Annotated in this window: 16 protein-coding genes; 4 read left to right on the forward strand and 12 right to left on the reverse strand. The window is 47.1% G+C overall.

Annotated elements, in window-relative coordinates; translation table 11 throughout:
* Positions 1 to 78 precede the first annotated feature (78 nt).
* The 3 genes from F6Q11_RS05355 to F6Q11_RS05365 are packed head-to-tail and all read right to left on the reverse strand — an operon-like array spanning position 79 to position 4,329.
* Entirely contained in the window at positions 79 to 678 is a 600-nt protein-coding gene (locus tag F6Q11_RS05355; RefSeq protein ID WP_297026929.1) for an ArsR family transcriptional regulator, read from the reverse strand.
* On the reverse strand, positions 675 to 1,214 hold the full coding sequence (hsp20, locus tag F6Q11_RS05360) for an archaeal heat shock protein Hsp20 (protein WP_297026930.1): 540 nt from the start codon (positions 1,212 to 1,214) through the stop codon (positions 675 to 677). Before hsp20 ends, F6Q11_RS05355 begins: the two co-directional genes overlap by 4 nt.
* A 55-nt stretch (positions 1,215 to 1,269) precedes the next feature.
* Positions 1,270 to 4,329 (reverse strand): MMPL family transporter, encoded by a 3,060-nt coding sequence (locus F6Q11_RS05365; protein ID WP_297026932.1) that lies wholly within the window; start codon positions 4,327 to 4,329, stop codon positions 1,270 to 1,272.
* Positions 4,330 to 4,409: 80 nt separating this feature from the next.
* On the opposite strand from F6Q11_RS05365, the gene F6Q11_RS05370 reads away from it, so the two are divergent.
* On the forward strand, positions 4,410 to 5,642 hold the full coding sequence (locus tag F6Q11_RS05370; RefSeq protein ID WP_297026934.1) for an adenosylhomocysteinase: 1,233 nt from the start codon (positions 4,410 to 4,412) through the stop codon (positions 5,640 to 5,642).
* Positions 5,643 to 5,644: 2 nt separating this feature from the next.
* Here the strand turns inward: F6Q11_RS05370 and serS are convergent, their stop codons facing one another.
* Both serS and F6Q11_RS05380 read right to left on the reverse strand, forming a co-directional pair.
* A complete protein-coding gene (gene serS / locus F6Q11_RS05375; protein WP_297026936.1) occupies positions 5,645 to 6,970 on the reverse strand; it encodes a serine--tRNA ligase in 1,326 nt (441 codons plus the stop codon).
* 88 nt (positions 6,971 to 7,058) lie between these two features.
* The gene (locus F6Q11_RS05380) at positions 7,059 to 8,270 is read right to left on the reverse strand and encodes a YeeE/YedE thiosulfate transporter family protein (protein WP_297026938.1); all 1,212 of its coding nucleotides are present in this window, start codon (positions 8,268 to 8,270) and stop codon (positions 7,059 to 7,061) included.
* Between the two features lie 363 nt (positions 8,271 to 8,633).
* Here F6Q11_RS05380 and F6Q11_RS05385 point away from each other — a divergent pair, with 363 nt between their 5' ends.
* Positions 8,634 to 9,539 (forward strand): AbrB/MazE/SpoVT family DNA-binding domain-containing protein, encoded by a 906-nt coding sequence (locus tag F6Q11_RS05385; protein WP_297026940.1) that lies wholly within the window; start codon positions 8,634 to 8,636, stop codon positions 9,537 to 9,539.
* A gap of 17 nt (positions 9,540 to 9,556) precedes the next feature.
* Here the strand turns inward: F6Q11_RS05385 and F6Q11_RS05390 are convergent, their stop codons facing one another.
* The 4 genes from F6Q11_RS05390 to F6Q11_RS05405 all read right to left on the reverse strand — a co-directional run bounded on the left by F6Q11_RS05390 (position 9,557) and on the right by F6Q11_RS05405 (position 13,330).
* On the reverse strand, positions 9,557 to 10,117 hold the full coding sequence (locus F6Q11_RS05390) for a DJ-1/PfpI family protein (protein WP_297026941.1): 561 nt from the start codon (positions 10,115 to 10,117) through the stop codon (positions 9,557 to 9,559).
* Positions 10,118 to 10,257: 140 nt separating this feature from the next.
* A complete protein-coding gene (gene meaB, locus F6Q11_RS05395; protein ID WP_297026943.1) occupies positions 10,258 to 11,223 on the reverse strand; it encodes a methylmalonyl Co-A mutase-associated GTPase MeaB in 966 nt (321 codons plus the stop codon).
* Positions 11,224 to 11,664: a cobalamin B12-binding domain-containing protein gene (locus F6Q11_RS05400; protein ID WP_297026945.1), complete on the reverse strand. Its 441-nt coding sequence runs from the start codon at positions 11,662 to 11,664 to the stop codon at positions 11,224 to 11,226.
* Positions 11,633 to 13,330: a methylmalonyl-CoA mutase family protein gene (locus tag F6Q11_RS05405; RefSeq protein ID WP_297026946.1), complete on the reverse strand. Its 1,698-nt coding sequence runs from the start codon at positions 13,328 to 13,330 to the stop codon at positions 11,633 to 11,635. The genes F6Q11_RS05400 and F6Q11_RS05405 overlap by 32 nt, the downstream gene beginning before the upstream one ends.
* Positions 13,331 to 13,482: 152 nt before the next feature.
* On the opposite strand from F6Q11_RS05405, the gene F6Q11_RS05410 reads away from it, so the two are divergent.
* Positions 13,483 to 14,565, forward strand: coding sequence for a hypothetical protein (locus F6Q11_RS05410; RefSeq protein WP_297026948.1), 1,083 nt, complete (start codon positions 13,483 to 13,485; stop codon positions 14,563 to 14,565).
* A 31-nt stretch (positions 14,566 to 14,596) separates the two neighbouring features.
* On the opposite strand, the gene F6Q11_RS05415 is transcribed toward F6Q11_RS05410, so the two are convergent.
* Positions 14,597 to 15,535: an endonuclease V gene (locus F6Q11_RS05415; protein ID WP_297026949.1), complete on the reverse strand. Its 939-nt coding sequence runs from the start codon at positions 15,533 to 15,535 to the stop codon at positions 14,597 to 14,599.
* 88 nt (positions 15,536 to 15,623) lie between these two features.
* Here F6Q11_RS05415 and F6Q11_RS05420 point away from each other — a divergent pair, with 88 nt between their 5' ends.
* Positions 15,624 to 16,106 carry a DUF2240 family protein gene (locus F6Q11_RS05420; protein ID WP_297026950.1) on the forward strand — a complete coding sequence of 161 codons (483 nt, stop codon included), beginning with the start codon at positions 15,624 to 15,626 and terminating at the stop codon, positions 16,104 to 16,106.
* Between the two features lie 6 nt (positions 16,107 to 16,112).
* On the opposite strand, the gene F6Q11_RS05425 is transcribed toward F6Q11_RS05420, so the two are convergent.
* Positions 16,113 to 16,844, reverse strand: a complete 732-nt coding sequence (locus F6Q11_RS05425) for a hypothetical protein (protein ID WP_297026952.1) — start codon at positions 16,842 to 16,844, stop codon at positions 16,113 to 16,115.
* 310 nt (positions 16,845 to 17,154) lie between these two features.
* Positions 17,155 to 18,048, reverse strand: a complete 894-nt coding sequence (locus F6Q11_RS05430) for an N-acetyltransferase (RefSeq protein ID WP_297026954.1) — start codon at positions 18,046 to 18,048, stop codon at positions 17,155 to 17,157.
* Positions 18,049 to 18,085: the final 37 nt, after the last annotated feature.

Consider the following 18,085-nt stretch of genomic DNA (forward strand, 5'->3'; position numbering starts at 1 on the left):
CTAAATCGAGACGTATTGAAAAAACGCTGAATCATGGATTGAATATTATCCGCAGCTTATCTTTTTGTAAATGAAAAATCATTCTTCTATACTGTCTTCAATAAGGCCCAGGCTGACAAGTATATCCATAACCTCAGATTCGTTCAATCCTGTATTCTTGGCCGTTTCGCTGACGCTCAGCGTGTCAAGGTATACGGTGACGATCTCCCTGATGAGTTCGTCGTCATCATCGATACTTTCCTTTATGGCACTTATAAGTCCATCCTTCTCCCTTATGAGATCCGTCCGTCTCCTGGTGAGATCATCGATCTGCCTGTTGATCTCCCTGAGGCGTCTCATGGCATCTGACAGCCCATCGATTTTTGCCTCCGTATTCTCAATAGGTAACCTCCTTATATCGAAGAAATTGCGGCCATAGTCGATGAAGACCGATGAGAAACCTGACGGCAGATAGACCTTCCGCTTGGCACCAAGATCACTAGGAACAAACCCTATACTGGTCACAAGGTTAGCCTTCTCTAGAAGTTCAAGCTGCTTGAGAATGGCCTGTTGACTCAAACCGATGCTCTTGCTCAGCTCAAGAGCATAGGATCTCTCGAGCTGGGTAAGCATCCTTATGATCTCTCGCCTGGTCGAATTTTCAATGGCAGATATAAAAAGATCTATGTCGTCCATCATTCTATCGAAACTTTCCTGCCACTGCCTTCCTTGCTGGTCGCCTTCTCAACAGTAACGTCGAGCAGACCGTTGTTGAATTTCGCTGTGGCTGTCTCTGGCTTGAGCTTGTAATCGAAGTCTATGCTCTTGTAGTATTTCCTCTGGTCCTCGTCCACGTTGAGCGTTATGTTGTATTCAGATATCTTGAGATCTATGCTGTCTTTGCTGACGCCAGGAAGCTCGAATGTCACGTAGACCTTCTTGTCATCGTCGTTAATGTCGGTTATCGGTTCCCTAACTCCGCGCTCTATAGGCCTCGCCCCCCTGGTTATACCAGGTACATTACCGAATTCCTGGAATATAGGTTTTCCGTCGGAGCCAATTCTGTATGTAAATCCGTACACGTATGGTTCAGACATGGTCATGTTCGGATCGTTAAGTATCCTGTTCCATATCCTCATGAGCCTGTTGTTCAGGGATTTTATGTCGATGCCGAAGTCCTTGAAGAACTCGTCAAACATGTCGTCCCAATCATCAAATTCATCCTTCTTCGCCATATTCACCACCCACTTGTCAACCTTTGGTTGACAACCTAATATTAAAAATTAGTATTTAAGCTTTTCTGATCTTCGATGGCCACCAGTTCCACTTCTTCATCAGGAGCATAACTGCAGGTACAAAGAATGGCCAGCTCAGGAAGGTATCTATGAGAACGCCTATGGCAAGGCCTCCTCCGATCTCCTCTATCAGCTGAAGATCACTGAAGTAAAGCGAACCAAATGTGACGAAGAGCAGCGAACCGAGCGTCACTATTATTCCACCGTTCTCTCTGATGCTGGTGGTTATAGCCTCCTCATCAGTCATGCCCTTCATTACGCCCTCTCTGGCACGGGTTATCATGAATATATCATAATCCAGGCCCACGGCCAGCAGTGTCACGAAGGTGAACATGGGCATGAATATTATTATGGGCAGATGATATATATAATACACGATCCAGTATATGATCATAAGGCCAACGATGACCGAGGCAAGGACCATAAGTATCAGCCTGAGTGGCGTGAATACGGAGCTCAGCTGTATCGCCAGTATCACAAAGATCGAGGCTGCAAGTATCGGTATCATCTCCTCAAACGTTCTCAGTGTATGGCTGTAGGCCGCATCCAGACCCGCTGTGAGTCCGCCAACGTAGAACGTGATCGAGTTCCCCATATATGATGAGATCTTTGACGGCAATGAATTTATGAAGGATGCTGCAGCGTTTGACCAGCTTATATTCGATAGCTCGAATTCAACCATGACGTAGTGCGGATCGCTGCCTATGTAGGTGTTTATCTGCGATCTGTACGTGGAAACATAGTTGGAAGGAAGTCTATCGATGTTGACGTACTGGCCGTATGGATACGTCGGCCCGTACACCTTGGCAACACCTCTCAGACCTGCCATCATGCTCTCCAACTTTGTGATCTGGTTCATCTCCGATACGTTGTAAGTGCCGTTAACGATCACTGGGCTGTTGAATTTCAGTATTACGAAGCTCTCAAAGAAAAGATCGCGATGGAAGCTCTGATTGACGACCACGGCAGACTGTATTCCGCTGCTTGGCGGTATCAGGCTGAACACGTTCATATTGGTCGGCGTTGATGCATAAACATAAAGTGCACCGAACGCCACGACAATGAATATTACAACGATCTTCTTCTTGTTCCTGAGTACGGTGTTTGATATTTTCTCCATGGTGCCTTCCATTGGTATCTTCTTGTTCCTTGCCGGCCAGAACGTGCGGTAGCCGAGCCTCTTGAACAATGCTATGAGGAACGTGTTTGCAAGCATTATGGAGACCACGACGCCGACAGCATTGGTTATACCAGCATCGCTGAATATTGGCACTTTGAAAAGGTAAAGCACTATGTATGAAAGTGCCACGGTTATACCGGAAGTGAACACGGCATGCCCAGCCCATTTAGATGATTCCGGTATCGGATCGCCGCCGTTTCTGTAGAGCTCCCTCCTATATCTTGACATGATGTAGACGACGTAATCGCTGGTCAAGCCGAGGAGAAGTATCAACAACAGCGTTGGCGTGACAAATGATACGGTGGCATGCAAAGCATAGCGGTACAGGAGATCATTCAGTCCGAATGATATTATGGATGACATGACGAAAAGACCGAATGGAAGGAACGCCGCAACCGGGGACCTGAAGAACAGCCCAACTATGAGTATGGAGAGGACGATGCCTATTATCAGCGCTCGGACAAGGCCCGTCATCACTTCCTGCTCTATCTGCTGGCTGAGAACGTCAGTTCCGGCCGTGTAGTATATACCATTTACCGGTTTAACAGCAACATACGAAGCTGCAATCTTGTTCACCGAATTCAGTGTCGATATGGTGTAATTTTTGTTGAGAGTAAAGGAAAATATCTCCGTTGTATTTCCGTACCCAACAAGTGATCCCATAACGTACTGCGATGGAAGAACAGGATACTGCAGAAAAGTCTCATCATAGATGGTGCTGTTTACCGTGCTGTTAATATACGAATCGCTCGTGTTTCCTGAATTAAGCAAATCGCTTAGATAAGGTTCAAGATATCTGAGGTTTAATGAAACAAGGGGATTTCCATTAAACTGGTATATGGTACCATTATAGACCTCCGTTGATGTCAGATGGGGGATAGCGGCATAATTTCCTGCGAACGAAACATTGACTATTGCGGTTACAAATCTATTTATGGTTGTATTGAGCCCAGAGATTAGGGAAGAATAGCTGGAGAGGCCTGGAGCTATCGTATTTACCGTGAATTGCTCTGCAAAGGACGTATATTTTGACAGATTTGAGAAATCCATTATGGTGAGATTGCTGTCTACAGCCAGTATCTCAGAGGAAAAAAGCTGATTGCTTGATGAGATGTATTTGGAAAGTGCAAGTGAAGTCTTATTGACGGCTGAATTTGCTATCTCAAGAGCATCTTTTATGTTAGTATTATTCAAGGTCTTATTCATGTAGGCAGAAAAATCGGATAGATAAACGGGAGAAAGAACCCCATAAGGTGTGCTTGAGAATTCTCCCTCTAAGAAGCTAGCGCTTTGGTACCCGGCTTCCTCTGCCCTTGATAAATTATATTCGCTCACTTTAAATTCATTACTGAAATTCTGGACATAGACCACTGCGGGCACAAACAGGAAACTCGCGGTTAGATACAGGCTCTGATTCAGCTTATTGCTCTCACCATAAAGATTGACATTGATCTTGTAGATACCGGAAAGCTCCTTTCCAAGGGATAGCGACACGGATCTGAGAGTATCATTCTCAATGGTGATTATGCTCGAGGCATTTGCACTGAAACCGTTTCTGTCGAGATATGATATTATTGCGCCTTGCATGCTCATCAATGCGTGTAGAGAGGTAAGAGTGTCAATGCTGGTATTGTTCGTAACGATGACAAAGGACGAATCATTCGATGAATTGAAGTACTGCGATTGCAGGTTTGACGCGATATTGGCAGGCGAATTTGGCGGCACTATATCACTCGCTATATTGTAACTGGTATCAGAAAACAATGCAGGCGCAAAGGGAGCAACAACGACGATAACTATGATCCAGGCAACAATGACCGCGGCGCTGTGCCTAGCTGAAAATGTACCGATCCTCCGGAAAGTATTCTCAAACACAACGCCTGAATTTCATTTAACTAATTAAGAATTTAGTCATAAAGATCAACCTTTATCAACGTCAGCGTTATATTCGATGCATGGCAGAGAGTAAGGGTTTTCTCAGACTGGCATGGGCAAGGGACCACATGCCAGTCATGGCGGAGATAAGGAAGAGATTTCAGGCTGAAAAACCGTTTAAGGGAATAAGGGTTGCAATGGCGCTTCATGTGGAAGCGAAGACGGGCATATTCGCGCTTCTGCTCAAGGAAGGCGGGGCCGAAGTCAAGATGGCTTCCTGCAATCCCCTAAGTTCAGATGATTCTGTCGTCCAGAGCCTCAAGGAAGATTATGGGATGCCCGTGTTCGCAAGGAAGGGCGAAACCAACGAAGAGTACTATGAATACCTTTACCGCACGCTTGATGTTCAACCCGATATAATAATAGATGATGGAGGGGATCTTACTAAGATCGTGCACACCGAGAGAAAGGATCTTGCGAAGAACATATTCGGCGGAAACGAAGAGACCACCACTGGCGTCCAGAGACTAAAGGCAATGGAGAGATCCGGTGTTCTGCTCTTCCCCATGTTCGATGTCAACGATGCAAACATGAAACATCTGTTCGATAACAGGTACGGAACCGGACAGAGCACGCTTGATGGCATAATGAATGCGACGAACCTTCTCATCGCTGGAAGAACCGTGGTTGTTGCTGGCTATGGCTATTGCGGCCGTGGCATAGCAATGAGGCTAAAGGGCATGGGGGCAAACGTGGTCGTCACCGAAATAGATCCGATAAAGGCAAACGAGGCTATAATGGACGGTTTCCAGGTCAGAAAAATGAATAATGCCATAAGGGACGCAGACATGGTCATCACTGCGACAGGGATGAAGGACGTCGTCAAATACGAGGATGCACTTGTTGCGAAGAAGAATGTGGTGCTCGCCAACGCCGGCCATTTCAACAACGAAGTCGCAGTTTCCGAAATAGAAAAGAGATCGCTGGAAAAGAAAGACGTTCGCGAATTCGTCAAGAGATACAGGCTTGAAAATGGGAATACCGTTGACGTTATAGCGGATGGCCGCCTGGTCAATTTGGCAGCTGGACAGGGCCATCCAGTGGAGATCATGGATCTCAGCTTCGCGCTTCAGGCCCTGACAGCCGAATACCTGGTGAAGAACCATGATAAACTGGAGCGGAAGGTTTATCCTGTCCCTGCCGACATAGACAGGTATGTTGCCGAAATAAGGCTGAAGCAGTTCGGAGGCGAACTGGATCAGCTTAACGAAGATCAGATAAGATACCTGAACTCATGGGATGAGGGAACGTAACCTCATTCCCTCTCTATGTACTGGAATCCTGTGTACGGTACCAGAACATCGGGTATTCTTATCCTGTCTCCTTCCTGGAAATTCTCCATTATAGCTACCAATATCCTGGTCGTTGCAATTGCGGTGCTGTTCAGCGTGTGAACGAATTTGTTACCTTCGCTTGTTCTGTACTTTATGTTAAGTGATCTTGCCTGATAGTCTGTATCGTTTGATGCCGATACAATCTCCCTGAACTTACCCTGCGCCGGGAACCACGCCTCTATATCATACTTCTTTGCCGCAAGCCTCCCGAGCTCACCAGAACATACGTTGACGATCCTGTATGGGATCCCGAGACTCCTGTATATTGCCTCAGCGTTGCCTAATATTTCCTCAAGGAAATCCCACGAATCCTCTGGCCTGCAGAATACGAACTGCTCTATCTTGTTGAACTGATGCACCCTGAATATGCCCTTTGTGTCCTTTCCATGTGCACCGGCCTCTCTCCTGAAGCAGGCCGATATACCGGCTACCCTCACCGGCAGTTCCCTCTCCTCTAGGAACTGATTCGAGAGCATGGCCGCTATTGAATGCTCAGATGTCGCGATGAGATAGAGATCTTCACCCTCTATCTTGTACAGCGTATCCTTGAACGTTTCCAGATCCGTAGCGCCACGCATGCTCTCCAGATTCAGCATGTACGGAGGTTCAACTATTGAGAATCCACGCTGCGATAGAAAATCAACAGCGTAGTTCTCCAGAGCCATCTCCAGCTTTAGCAATCTGTTCTTTATGAAGTAGAAGCGCGATCCTGATATACGCGCTGCGCTCTCAAGATCGATTATGTCCAGATCCTGACCGAGATCGACATGGCTCTTCGGCCTCTCATCCACTATTTCGTAATCATCGCTATTTCCTGAATTCTTCCTGAACTCCTCCAGGTCGTCTCTGAATACCTTCGCATGGCCGACGTACCTTACCAGCCTGTTGTTTTCATCGCCAAAGCATATAGGAACGCTTTCATGCACGAGATTTGGTATGGTCCACAGTATCCGGTCGCGTTCCTCCTCTATCTTTCTCAGCCTGTTTTCCAGATCCGCGATCCTGACATTGATCTCTTCAACATTCTTCTTTTCAGCTGAAGCGTCATTATTGCCCTTTATAAGATCTGCTATCTTCTTGGTCTCCTTATTTTTCTGTGATCTAAGGGTGTTCAGTTCCCTGTTGATACTTCTCCATTCCTCGTCAAGCCTGAAGAACTCCTCTATGGGTGCCTTATCTACACCCCTGTATTCACAGTTTTTTTCAAACAGTTCTCTATTGGACCTCAGGAGCTTTACGTCTATCATTGCAAACTATATTTGAATTATATATATAATGGAAATCGTCGGCCTCTCAATGAATAGTTCCGTCGGCTGCATCTTCAGTCCAAATATATCAGTGCACGATCTTTTCCGTCGACTCCTTCGATCTTTCCGAAGATCTGAAATTCGATCTTGGTTTCCTGTAGCCGAACACCAGAAGCCAGACCACGGGGAACAGATCAATGACCAGGGCGCCGGGAACCCCATACCTGTATATGGAGAACTGCCAGTATGGTGCCGGAGCGACAACCACAGGTATGAACGAATGCCAGAATGAATACGACACGGCGTATAGGGGCGCACCTATGAACGTGAGACCTACAAATGTTATCAGCGCCTGAACGTTGCCGGATCCCATCCTCCATTCCATGCTGTATGTGCAGTTAAAGGAAAGTCCCATCCCAATACCGAATATGAATCCACCGAGGATCTGATAGAGGACACTCTGATTCTGATCGAAGAAGAAGTTGGTGCGCATATGAAGTACGAGTATGGTAATCTGTGCGAGAATGGACACTGCGAGGAGTGATATGGCAATGGCTCTGATCATCTGCCTCTCCTTTGATACACCGATCGTTTCACGGAATGATGTCTGGAAACAAAGTGTTCCGAGATATCCGACAGATCCGATGATAAGGCCGAAGATGAGCCATATCCTGACCATCGCATCCTGAAAGAAGTAGATCAGTATCGCAACGACAATTATAACGCCGGAGAGAACGGCATATTGCGTCTTCCGAGATGGCCAGATGAAAGATGATGTTGGCTTCGCGGATATAAAGAATCCTGACGTGGGCCTGTATCTGGACAACTGAATCACTAGGTATATCCCTGAAACCATGGACAGAAAGAATGGAAAAGCCCAGAAACTTCCGGTAGCGAATCCTGTGTAGAAGTCACCTATGTTGCAGCCACCAGCCATCCTAGTTCCGTATCCTATGAGTATGCCACCCGCAAGGGCCTGTATGGCAAGATTGCGGTTCGGCACTTGCCTTATGGAGAACTCGCCCCTGGCAAGAGAAGCGGCGAAGGACCCAAGTATTATGCCAAAGACCAGAAACCATGTGAATGCACTTCCTATCTTCGGTATGGGATAAACATGGTAGTATGCCAGGTTGGAAACATGCAGGCCAAACAGGCTCCAGAATACCCCACCCATCTGGCTCTCTGCACCAGTGACACCCCACCATAGGGCCTGCCCGCTTACGATGTAAGAAATGACGGCAAGGGCGAAAGTCGCAACCGCCAGCGTGATCGCATAGAGGTATATCGTGTTGAATTTCATAAAGATAAATTCGAAACAAAGAGAACAATCTTTCCTTATATGCAAAAATTGCACAGATAATACTATTTTTATACGAAAATGATCACATCATACTGGACATATAGCGGAAATTCTCCCGATTATGATCTGATAGACATGATCATGAAGTCGCTATTTCTCCAGATTATATGATATATAATATAAAGCTATCCATAGCGCAATCTGCTTGAGAGATGCAACCCTGAATTGTAAATATCTTTATACTAAAATATTATAAATGGATCATTGATTATGATTTATTTCAAAAATTTAACTAATATTTCCTTACGAATTTCGATCAATGATGGCAAAAGGTTTATATAAATTATAAATCTCCCCATTGAAATGTCAACTAATCTCAGAAGAATTCAGAAGATAAAGGGAGGAAGCTACATAGTGTCTCTGCCTTCAGACTGGGTAAGAGACAACGGCCTCGACGTTACCAGGGAGGTCGAGGTCTTTGAGTCTTCAGGGATAATAAAGATAAGGCCGAAGAAGGATTTCAATTCAGAGAGGATTATAGAATATACAGACGAGGAGACAGCTGAATATCTAATCTCCGTTTACTATATGCAGGGCATGACAAAGATATCGCTGCAGTCGAAGGATGTGATCTCCAGAGATGTTAAGGACAGGATAAAGATGCTGCAGCTTGAGCTGCCCGGCCTGAACCTCAAGGAGGAAACCTTCAACTCTCTGATCTTCGAGGTGGATGAAGACATACTGAAGGTTCAGGATTCATTCTTCGATTTTTCTAACAAGGCGCTTTCCATACTCAAGGACGTCACAAAGGTGATAGAAACACCAAGGGAGGACATGAAGCAGGATCTCACGTCAAGATGCCTCGCGCTGAACTCGGATTACTACAAACTGATCAGGAGCATAGCCCTGACTGTCCAGCGTGACGACAAGTACAAGCTGGATGTCCCGATAAAGGACATAATCCTCTATGCCGTGGCCTCCAGGGACCTCGGAAGGTTCATAACACACACCAGACTGCTCATCAACAACATAAAGCAGGAAGATATGAAACTGAGGGATGAGATACTGCTGCTCATAAACACGATGGAAAACATCATAAGCATGTTCAAATCCGAGGACATCAACATGGCGCCGAGGATAAGAAGGAATGCACACGAGATCCTGCAGAACCTAAAGAGTTCATCAGAATCCAACAAGGAACTCGAGAGGATGACCGGCTACGCACTTGCTCTGATGGACGATGCAGTGCACAAGGCCGTCCATATATAAAAATATATATACTTTTTTTATTTTTTAACTTTCTCCTTTAGTAGCTTTATGAATGCCCTCATCCATTCCGGGTGATCGGGCCATGCACGTGCTGAAACTAGATTTCCATCTATGACCGCAGCTCCATCCACGAAACGCCCACCGGCACCGATGACGTCCGGTTCCAGCGCAGGATATGCCGCCGTCGTTCTTCCCTTCAGCACACCAGCAGCTGCAAGCGCAAGCGGGGCGTGGCAGAGCTCCGCCACTGGGCTATTCTTCTCAAAGAAGTATCTGACTATGCGGATGAAATCCTTATTGTTCCTGATGTACTCCGGCGCTCTACCTCCGGGAATTATGAGTGCATCGTACTTCGATGGATCGACATCCTTGAATGCCAGATCGGCCTGCAGCTTGTATCCCAGCTTCTCGGTATAGGTGTCGAAACCTTCTTCGAAGTCATGGACAACGAGCTGAATCTTCTTCTTCTCCGGCGCGGCAACATCCACTTCAAAACCCTCTTCCTTCATTCTCTGTAGGGGATACATGACCTCAAGCGATTCACCAGCATCTCCCGTAAGAATTAGAACTCGAACCATTTCTATCACTAAAGACATGGGACCACGTTATTTATAGATAGCGCTTGGTCCCAATCCATGTATCCAGTATGCTGACTATGGTGTAGAACAGAGGTGCGCTGACTAAAATACTAGCCATGGGAATGCTGATTGATTTATGATCAGAATTCTACTCTTCTTTCCACAGAATTTCCCTGGGACAAACCGTTGTTCTGCGCGAATATCTCGGTTGCGACGGTATTTGGATCCAGGTGTTCATCATAGTAGGAATCCATTTCCCCGCTCTCCAGAAGCTTTCCAAACTCCTTCCAGACATGCCTTTCAACGATCCTGGAGAGCGCAAGCCTGACCTCCTCCCTGTACCTTATTCTTCTCTTTCCACCATGTGCCACGGAAAAAGTGCGATGATCATCGATGGCCCTTATGAGATCATCGTAACCCTCACCCTTAAGCGAGTTTGTTCCCACGACGCGTGGCATCCAGCCGTTCCTCTCGTAAACGTTGTCCATGATGTCCTTGAGCGCGAAAAATGAGTCCTCGCGATCCATCTTGTTTATAACGAAGATGTCGCCGATCTCCATCATCCCTGATTTTATGGCCTGGATGCTGTCCCCGAGGCCAGGAGCCAAGGTCACTATGACTGTATCAGCTAGGTAAACGATATCTATGTCCGATTGCCCTGCACCCACTGTTTCGATTATTATGAAATCGCTTCCAGCTGCATCAAGCACCTTCACTATGTTCCATGTCGATCGTGACAGGCCGCCGGTCATGCCACGGTTAGAAACGCTCCTCATGTATATGCCATATCTTGACAGCGTATCCTGCATCCTTATCCTGTTTCCAAGTATCGTACCTCCGCTGAAGGGACTGCTGGCATCCACCGCGAGTATTGATACCTTCTTTCCCATCTCCGTAAGCTTTCTGGAGAGCACCCCGATCATCGTGCTCTTTCCGACACCCGGTGGACCAGTTATACCTATTATATGTGCGTGGCCAGTCATGCCGTATATCGATCTTATTATCTCGTAGGAGCGATCGTTGTCCTCCTCGATTATAGATATGGCTCTGGCCACTATCCGCTGATCGCCTGCAGTTATGCCCCTGACGATGGAAAGCGTGTCCATTCACATCTCCTTCTTCTTTCTTGCTTCCTCTCCACGCTTGCGTATGTGTTCTATTATGGTGGATAGAGGGGTTCCAGGGCCATAGTTGCCCGTGACTCCTATGGCTTCCAGTTTCGGCTTGTCATCGTCTGGTATTATACCGCCGCCAACGACTGCGATATCCTCCACACCCCGCTCCTTGAGCAGATCAACAACCTTCTTGAAAGCGGTCATATGCGCACCGTTGAGAAGGCTGAGCCCTATGACATCCACGTCCTCGCTTATGGCTATATCCACAACCTGCTCAGGCGTCGGGAGAAGACCAGCATAGATGACATCCATGCCAGCGTCCCTAAGCGCCCTCGCAAGCACGAAAATGCCCCTATCATGGCCATCTATAGCTGGCTTGGCAAGAAGCACCTTTATGGGCCTAGACGATGACAGGTTCTTTCCAGCTTCCAAATATCTCCCTCCCTACGTCTGATATCTCCTGAACAGTCGCGTATGATTCAACAGCCCTGATGTAGTAAGGCATCAGGTTCTCGTTATCGTCCAGCATCGCTCTCCTGAGATCCTCAAGCGCCTTCTTAACCTTTGCCTCGTCCCTTGTCCTCTTGATCTCCCTTAACCTGGCAATTTGAGCCTCCTCAGCCTTCTTGTCTATCTTCAGGTAATTGATTGGCTCCTCACCCTCCTCCACGTACTTGTTCACGCCAACCATTATCTCATCGCCGCTTTCAAGGCGCTTCTGTCTCTTGTATGAAGTGTCAGCTATCTCCTTCTGTATGTATCCCTTCTTTATGGCCTCTAATATGCCACCCATACTCTCTATCCTGTCGAAGTACCTGTATGCCTCCTCTTCCATTTTGTCCGTCAACCATTCAACGTAATATGATCCTCCAAGGGGATCTATCACATCCGGTATACCGCTCTCCTCAGCTATGATCTGCTGCGTCCTCAGAGCGACCTTAACGGCTCCGTCAGACGGAAGAGCCCATGCCTCGTCATACGAATTCGTGTGTAGGCTCTGCGTACCACCGAGGACTGCAGCCATGGCCTCTATGGTCGTGCGTATTATATTGTTGAGCGGTTGCTGCCAGGTGAGCGTGTAACCCGATGTCTGCGTGTGGAACCTGAGCATCATCGATCTCGGATTTTTTGCTCCGTATTTTTCCTTCATGACCGTGGCCCATATGCGCCTTGCGGCCCTCATCTTGGCGATCTCTTCGAAGAAGTTTATGGAAGAATTGAAGAAAAAGGACAGACGCGGCGCGAAGTCATCAACGTTGAGGCCGGCCTTGATACCCAGATCAACATAATAGAAGCCGTCTGCAAGCGTGAATGCCAGCTCCTGTACAGCGCTTGAACCAGCCTCCCTGATGTGATAACCGGATATACTTATGTAGTTCCATTTTGGAACGTTTTTTGTGCAGTAAACCATCATATCCCTTATTATCCTGATGTGCGCCTCAGGGGGATACATCCACTCCTTCTGGGCTATGTACTCTTTGAGTATATCCGCCTGAACGGTACCTGAAACCTTGTCGAAAGGTACACCCTGTTTCTTGGCAATTGCAAGGTACATGGCAGTTAAAATGGCCGCTGGTGCATTGATGGTCATCGATGTTGAAACTTTGCTCAGGTCGATGCCCTTGAAGATGGTTTCCATGTCCCTCAAAGTTGAAACGTTGACCCCGCATTTTCCTATTTCGCCCTCGGATCTGGGGTTGTCCGCGTCATAGCCGTAAAGGGTTGGCATATCAAAGGCTATACTGAGCCCGGTTTCTCCGTTTTCAATGAGATAATGCAGACGCCTGTTGGTATCCTCCGGCGTGCCGAAACCCGAGAACATCCTCATCGTCCACAGTTTGCCCCGGTACATGTTGGGATATATGCCTCTGGTAAAGGGGTATTCACCAGGCATGCCCAGCTTTTTCTCCAGGTCTTGGACATCCTCTTTTGTGTATACCTCCTTGATCGTGATCTCTGATGAATTCTGATATTTTCTTTCCCTATAGCCTGTCTGCCTGTTCCATGGTGCAAGGGTGCTGGCAACCCATCTTTCATATTCTTCATTCTTTCTCTCTGTATTGAATCCTTCCAGCTTCTTCTTCCAGAAACTATCCATATGTAGCATAATAATACATAATAGATTAAAGTTATGTTATGATCCGTCGATTCATTTATTTAGCAGCTTCGAGGTAAAGGGTGCTGTTCGCGTACTTTATATCGAAGGCATGGCATGCGTGACAGTATTAATAAAGGATCGGATATTATATCATGAAAGATGCCGAATCACTCGATCTTGTTAAGAAAATTGGTATGGATCGAGTGCCTGGTGGGCACGCCGTTAGGCCAGTGTACAGAAGGATATCATTCGGTGCTGCCTATCCGGCCACAGGCATAATAAAGTTTCTCGGCTATTATGACAGCACCTTCAACATAGCTAACATGCCATCCGTCTCAATGGTAACGGACTTTTCTGAAGCATATGCTGCATTCGTTCTGACCGAGGAATCTGGAAACGATAGCGTTGTATTCAATGGCATTGAAGATGAAAGGCTGATGGCCAGATCAATGAGGGCCATACACCTGTTCAGGAGCATATATTCCATCAATGGGTCATTCCATCTATACGTTGAGATCAGGAAAAAATATCAGAGAGCAACAGGGCTGGGGGAATCTGCTGCCATCTCTGCTGCCGCAGCCAGGTCAGTTGCCAGATCGGTATTCGATGGATCTGCAAATGAAGATGCTCCGTTCCTCTCCAGGATAGCCAGATTGGCATCTGGATACGGCGCGGCCTCTGTCACTGGACCAATATCAGTATGGATTTCTGGACCTGGCTTGGTGCATGACACATCTTTTGCGGCTGGACTATCCGTGCCAGATACCGGCATGGCGATATGTGCTGTCCCGATTGAGATGGATCTTGGATCTCTGGACATTCATGCCGCCGCAATGAGATCGCCTTTCTACAATATCTTCGCTTCATATCAGAGGCGCGCTGTCTCTGATTTTCTCAGCGCACAGATCGATGCGGACGCTCTGATCAGGGTAGCAACAAACAACACGCTACTGACCCATTCCGTTCTCATGTCTTCATATATGTTGCTTTGGACAGAGGAAACCATAGAGATCGTGCGAAGGATCCTGGAAATGCGTTCCAAGGGTTATCCAGTGGGCATTTCTATTGATGGCGGTCCGTCAGTGGTAGTCATGGCAAGAAACGCGGCTGAACTCGAGAAGATCGAGAAGTATATAAGCGGAAGATGCGTCCATGGCAAGATCGCTAGTGGAGAACCTGAGTTGCCTAGGGATTTCGCGAGAATAGCCGAAGAAAATCTTGGCCATTATCTCTGACCATCGGACGTTCTGGATGCGTCAAGGAAGATCATATATACGGTTCGATATCGTATTCGGTGACGATGCCGCCAGTTTCAACGTGCATGGTGCTCAGCTGATGGGCTAGTTTTAGAGGCCAGGGATAGCGATCATCCCAGTTCCTGCTGACAAAGGTGGCTGCGCCCATCACATCTATGAAATTGCCGGGGCTGACTATGAGATTCTTCTTCAGCATAACGCCAACAGGCCTTTCTCTGACGTATATAATATCATCATGCCTTGTGGAACTGGTGAGGTGCTTTGCCACACCTATGGCAGCACGCTGGAGCACAACGCCAGCGTGCGTTGCCAGTCCAGCGTATCTCGGATGCAGAATGCCATTGCCGTCAACAAGGAGAAGATCAGCTCCCCTGAAAAGCTTCCTTATGAACCTGAATTCTCTGAACGCCAAATATCCAGGTATATAGGGAAAGTCTATACGATCGCTCAGAACATAGCCTTCAATATCCGATCCATCGAGCAGAATCATCGCGGCAAATGCCCTCCTATCTCCATAAGAAACATCAAAGGCCGCAATGGTCCTGAAATCGTATGCACCTCTATCTACGTACTTTTCTGATATCTCCTGCTGGTACCTCTGCATCTTCTTCAGGGGCCTGTCTGTCCTGAAGTCTCTGAATCTGTAGCGCTCTAAATTCTCTATCTTACCGGAGACGACCGGTATTCCATCAGCAAGAATGCGCCTGACCTTTTCTTGTGGACCAAGCGGATGCGTGTAATTTCCTACGGTGCCGTCATGCATCACGACCCTATAGCACGGTATCCTGTCTGGGTCCTCATTTATGGAAAGCATGTAGCCGACAGCCCTTGCTGCAACAGGATCTCCAAGGGCCTCGGCGAGATCACCGTATGTCGTCACATATCCGTCAGGTATCTGCCTGACAAGACCATAAAAGTAAGAATAGAGATCGAAGGTCTCCAGTTCCATCCAAAGCACAATGTGTCAGATGATAAATAGTTGATCACGTGGCATCACCACATGAAAAATATTTGTATGGAACTCGCATGGACACCGCATGGATAAGGATGCCGCCAGGAAGATTATCGCGATCGTATCCGCTGACATGAAGCGGCCCGATTCTCTCACGGTTCAGGATTTCATAAATGTCGTGTCATTCAGAAGGAAGATGCTTCCACCTGATTCTGCGAGAAAGTTTGTTGATATGGCAACCGCTGAAGGCCTCCTTGTAAAGAAGGGAGACAGGTATTCACCCAACTTCAGCACCGGTGGCGTTGTCGTTCCTCTTGACTTCACGGTGGATGAGAAGACCCTCTTCTCAAGCAACGCCGATAAGCCCATAATTGACAGGATACTCGACGCGGCCGCAGCATCAGGGAGAATAACTAAGAAGGAGGCCATAACGAGGGCCAGATCCCTTATGGAGAATACCAAATACCTATCCTTTCAGACAGTGCTGCTGAGCGTACTTGTAGATGAGAATATAGACGTATCCGATTTCATTAGAGAGATAGAGGAAAAGAAGGCCTACACATCCTGAAAATGATCAGGACGTGATCCTCTGAAGCCTCTTCGCTATCTCCATGGCCTGGTCCACATCGCCTATGGACATCGCTATGTCTGAAGCGGTATCATACAGATATGAAAATGAATCGGCAACGTCCTTTTTCTCCTTCTTGCTCTTTATACTGGCGATGTAGTTTTCCAGCTCCTCTATTGCCTTCATTATCATTTCAAATGCTCTTTGCTCGTCTTCCTCTCTCACCACGTTGACTATGCCCTGAACTGCGTCGAAGTAATCTTCTATATCCCCGATCTCTTGGCTCTTCTTCATTACCTCCTGGTATAGCTTAAGTGCCTCTTCCCTGTTTTCTCCGGCTATCATGCTGGCCTTCGATGACATCGCTATGAGCTGTACCTCATCGTCGCCTATCTGCTTTGCCTTCTGAATGGCCTCATCCAATTTCTGCACAGCACCTATCTTATCGCCGGCATCCATGATTATTGATGCTATATTTATCAGATCAAGCACGATAAGATCATCCTCACCAAGCTTCGTATGCAGATCCATGGACATCTGAGCGTACTTCAGCGCGTTCTGCGGATCATCCTTCTGTAGATAGTGATATATCTGCGATACCTTATAGCAGATCTCCGCCTTCATGTTCTCGTCATCAACCTTATCTAGAACTGCCAGGTAGCCCCGCAGAGAATCTATGTACTTCTCCTTCTCGAAATTTTTATCGGCACTCTTGATCAGATCTTCGACCTCGCCCATCTATTCACCACTGGAACATTGTTGGGTCTGACGGCAAAGGCCAACCCCATGGCCTTACAGACAACCTGATACGTCTTCTTCAACCAAACGTATCTCCGTCCAATCCGGACATCGCCGGATCGTCCTGCGATTACGCAGCATACCCATATACCTATTATGCCTTTAGTCTATCCGTTTGCACACAGGTTTTGTGTACTTAAACGTAATAGGGCAAACAGACTTAAAGATATTTCTCTTCCCCTGGACAAGCATAGGACACGCCTCCAAATGCTATAGAAGCCTCAGGCACATGACATGCGCTCATACAGGATCATTCACGGATCCGGTAATGGATCGTGTATTTCCTCTGGCCTGATGCAGAGAACCCCATCTTTCTATAGAGATCCATAGCAGGGTTACTCTCTGAAACGATGAGTGATACCGATCTGTAGCCCAGATCCTGCAGCTTCCTCGCAGCCAGTGACATCATTGCCGATGCTATGCCCTTCCTGCGGTACTGAGGATCGACAAAAATATCTGAGAAGTATGGATCATCCGATCCCTCGTATTTCACAGATATTAGACCGGATCTTATGCGATCTTCCATGAGCACCAGGCTTGCCTCCCTTATCAGGCTTGTCTCTGAACCCATGATCTCATCTGCCAGGTATTTTATCCGCATCTCCCTCGATTTAGGAAGGAGAACCTGATCCTCCGTTCCGGAGAAGGCCAGGAACTCAGCATCAGAGAATTCTGGGATCAACCTCTCTTCGAATTTGGAAAATGAAAGGTCGGAACGCTTTTCTGGGATCGATGCAAGATCGGCCTTCATGCGTATCCGCGACATGGTGGAATAGCCCCTGATCTTCAGTACGCTCTCTGCAACGCCTCCGCCGTTGAATATTTCGTCAAGGAAAACGCTCCTGCCGTCGCCGTTGATCTCGATCCATGAGATCAGGTTTGACAGCCTGGCCTCATTGCAGTATTTTGGGTCAAGAAAACCGATGTTTCCGATGATCCTGTCACCATAAACAGAATCAACGTAGAAGGCATAGGCGACAACATCGTTGTCATGAAGGAGAACGCGGTTCTTTATTTCGTTGTTCGTCAATCTATCCACAAGGATCCTGAATTTGGACTCATTTGTTATGTCAGGATAGTTCTTTTCAACGAAATCTATATATGGCTTGAGTATCAGGTCCCACCTGAGCTTTACATTTTCCATATATATTCCCTATCATGATTTCCTTTTAAGATAAAAC

It is taken from the genome of Thermoplasma sp. (assembly GCF_008709555.1).
Classification (GTDB): Archaea; Thermoplasmatota; Thermoplasmata; order Thermoplasmatales; family Thermoplasmataceae; genus Thermoplasma.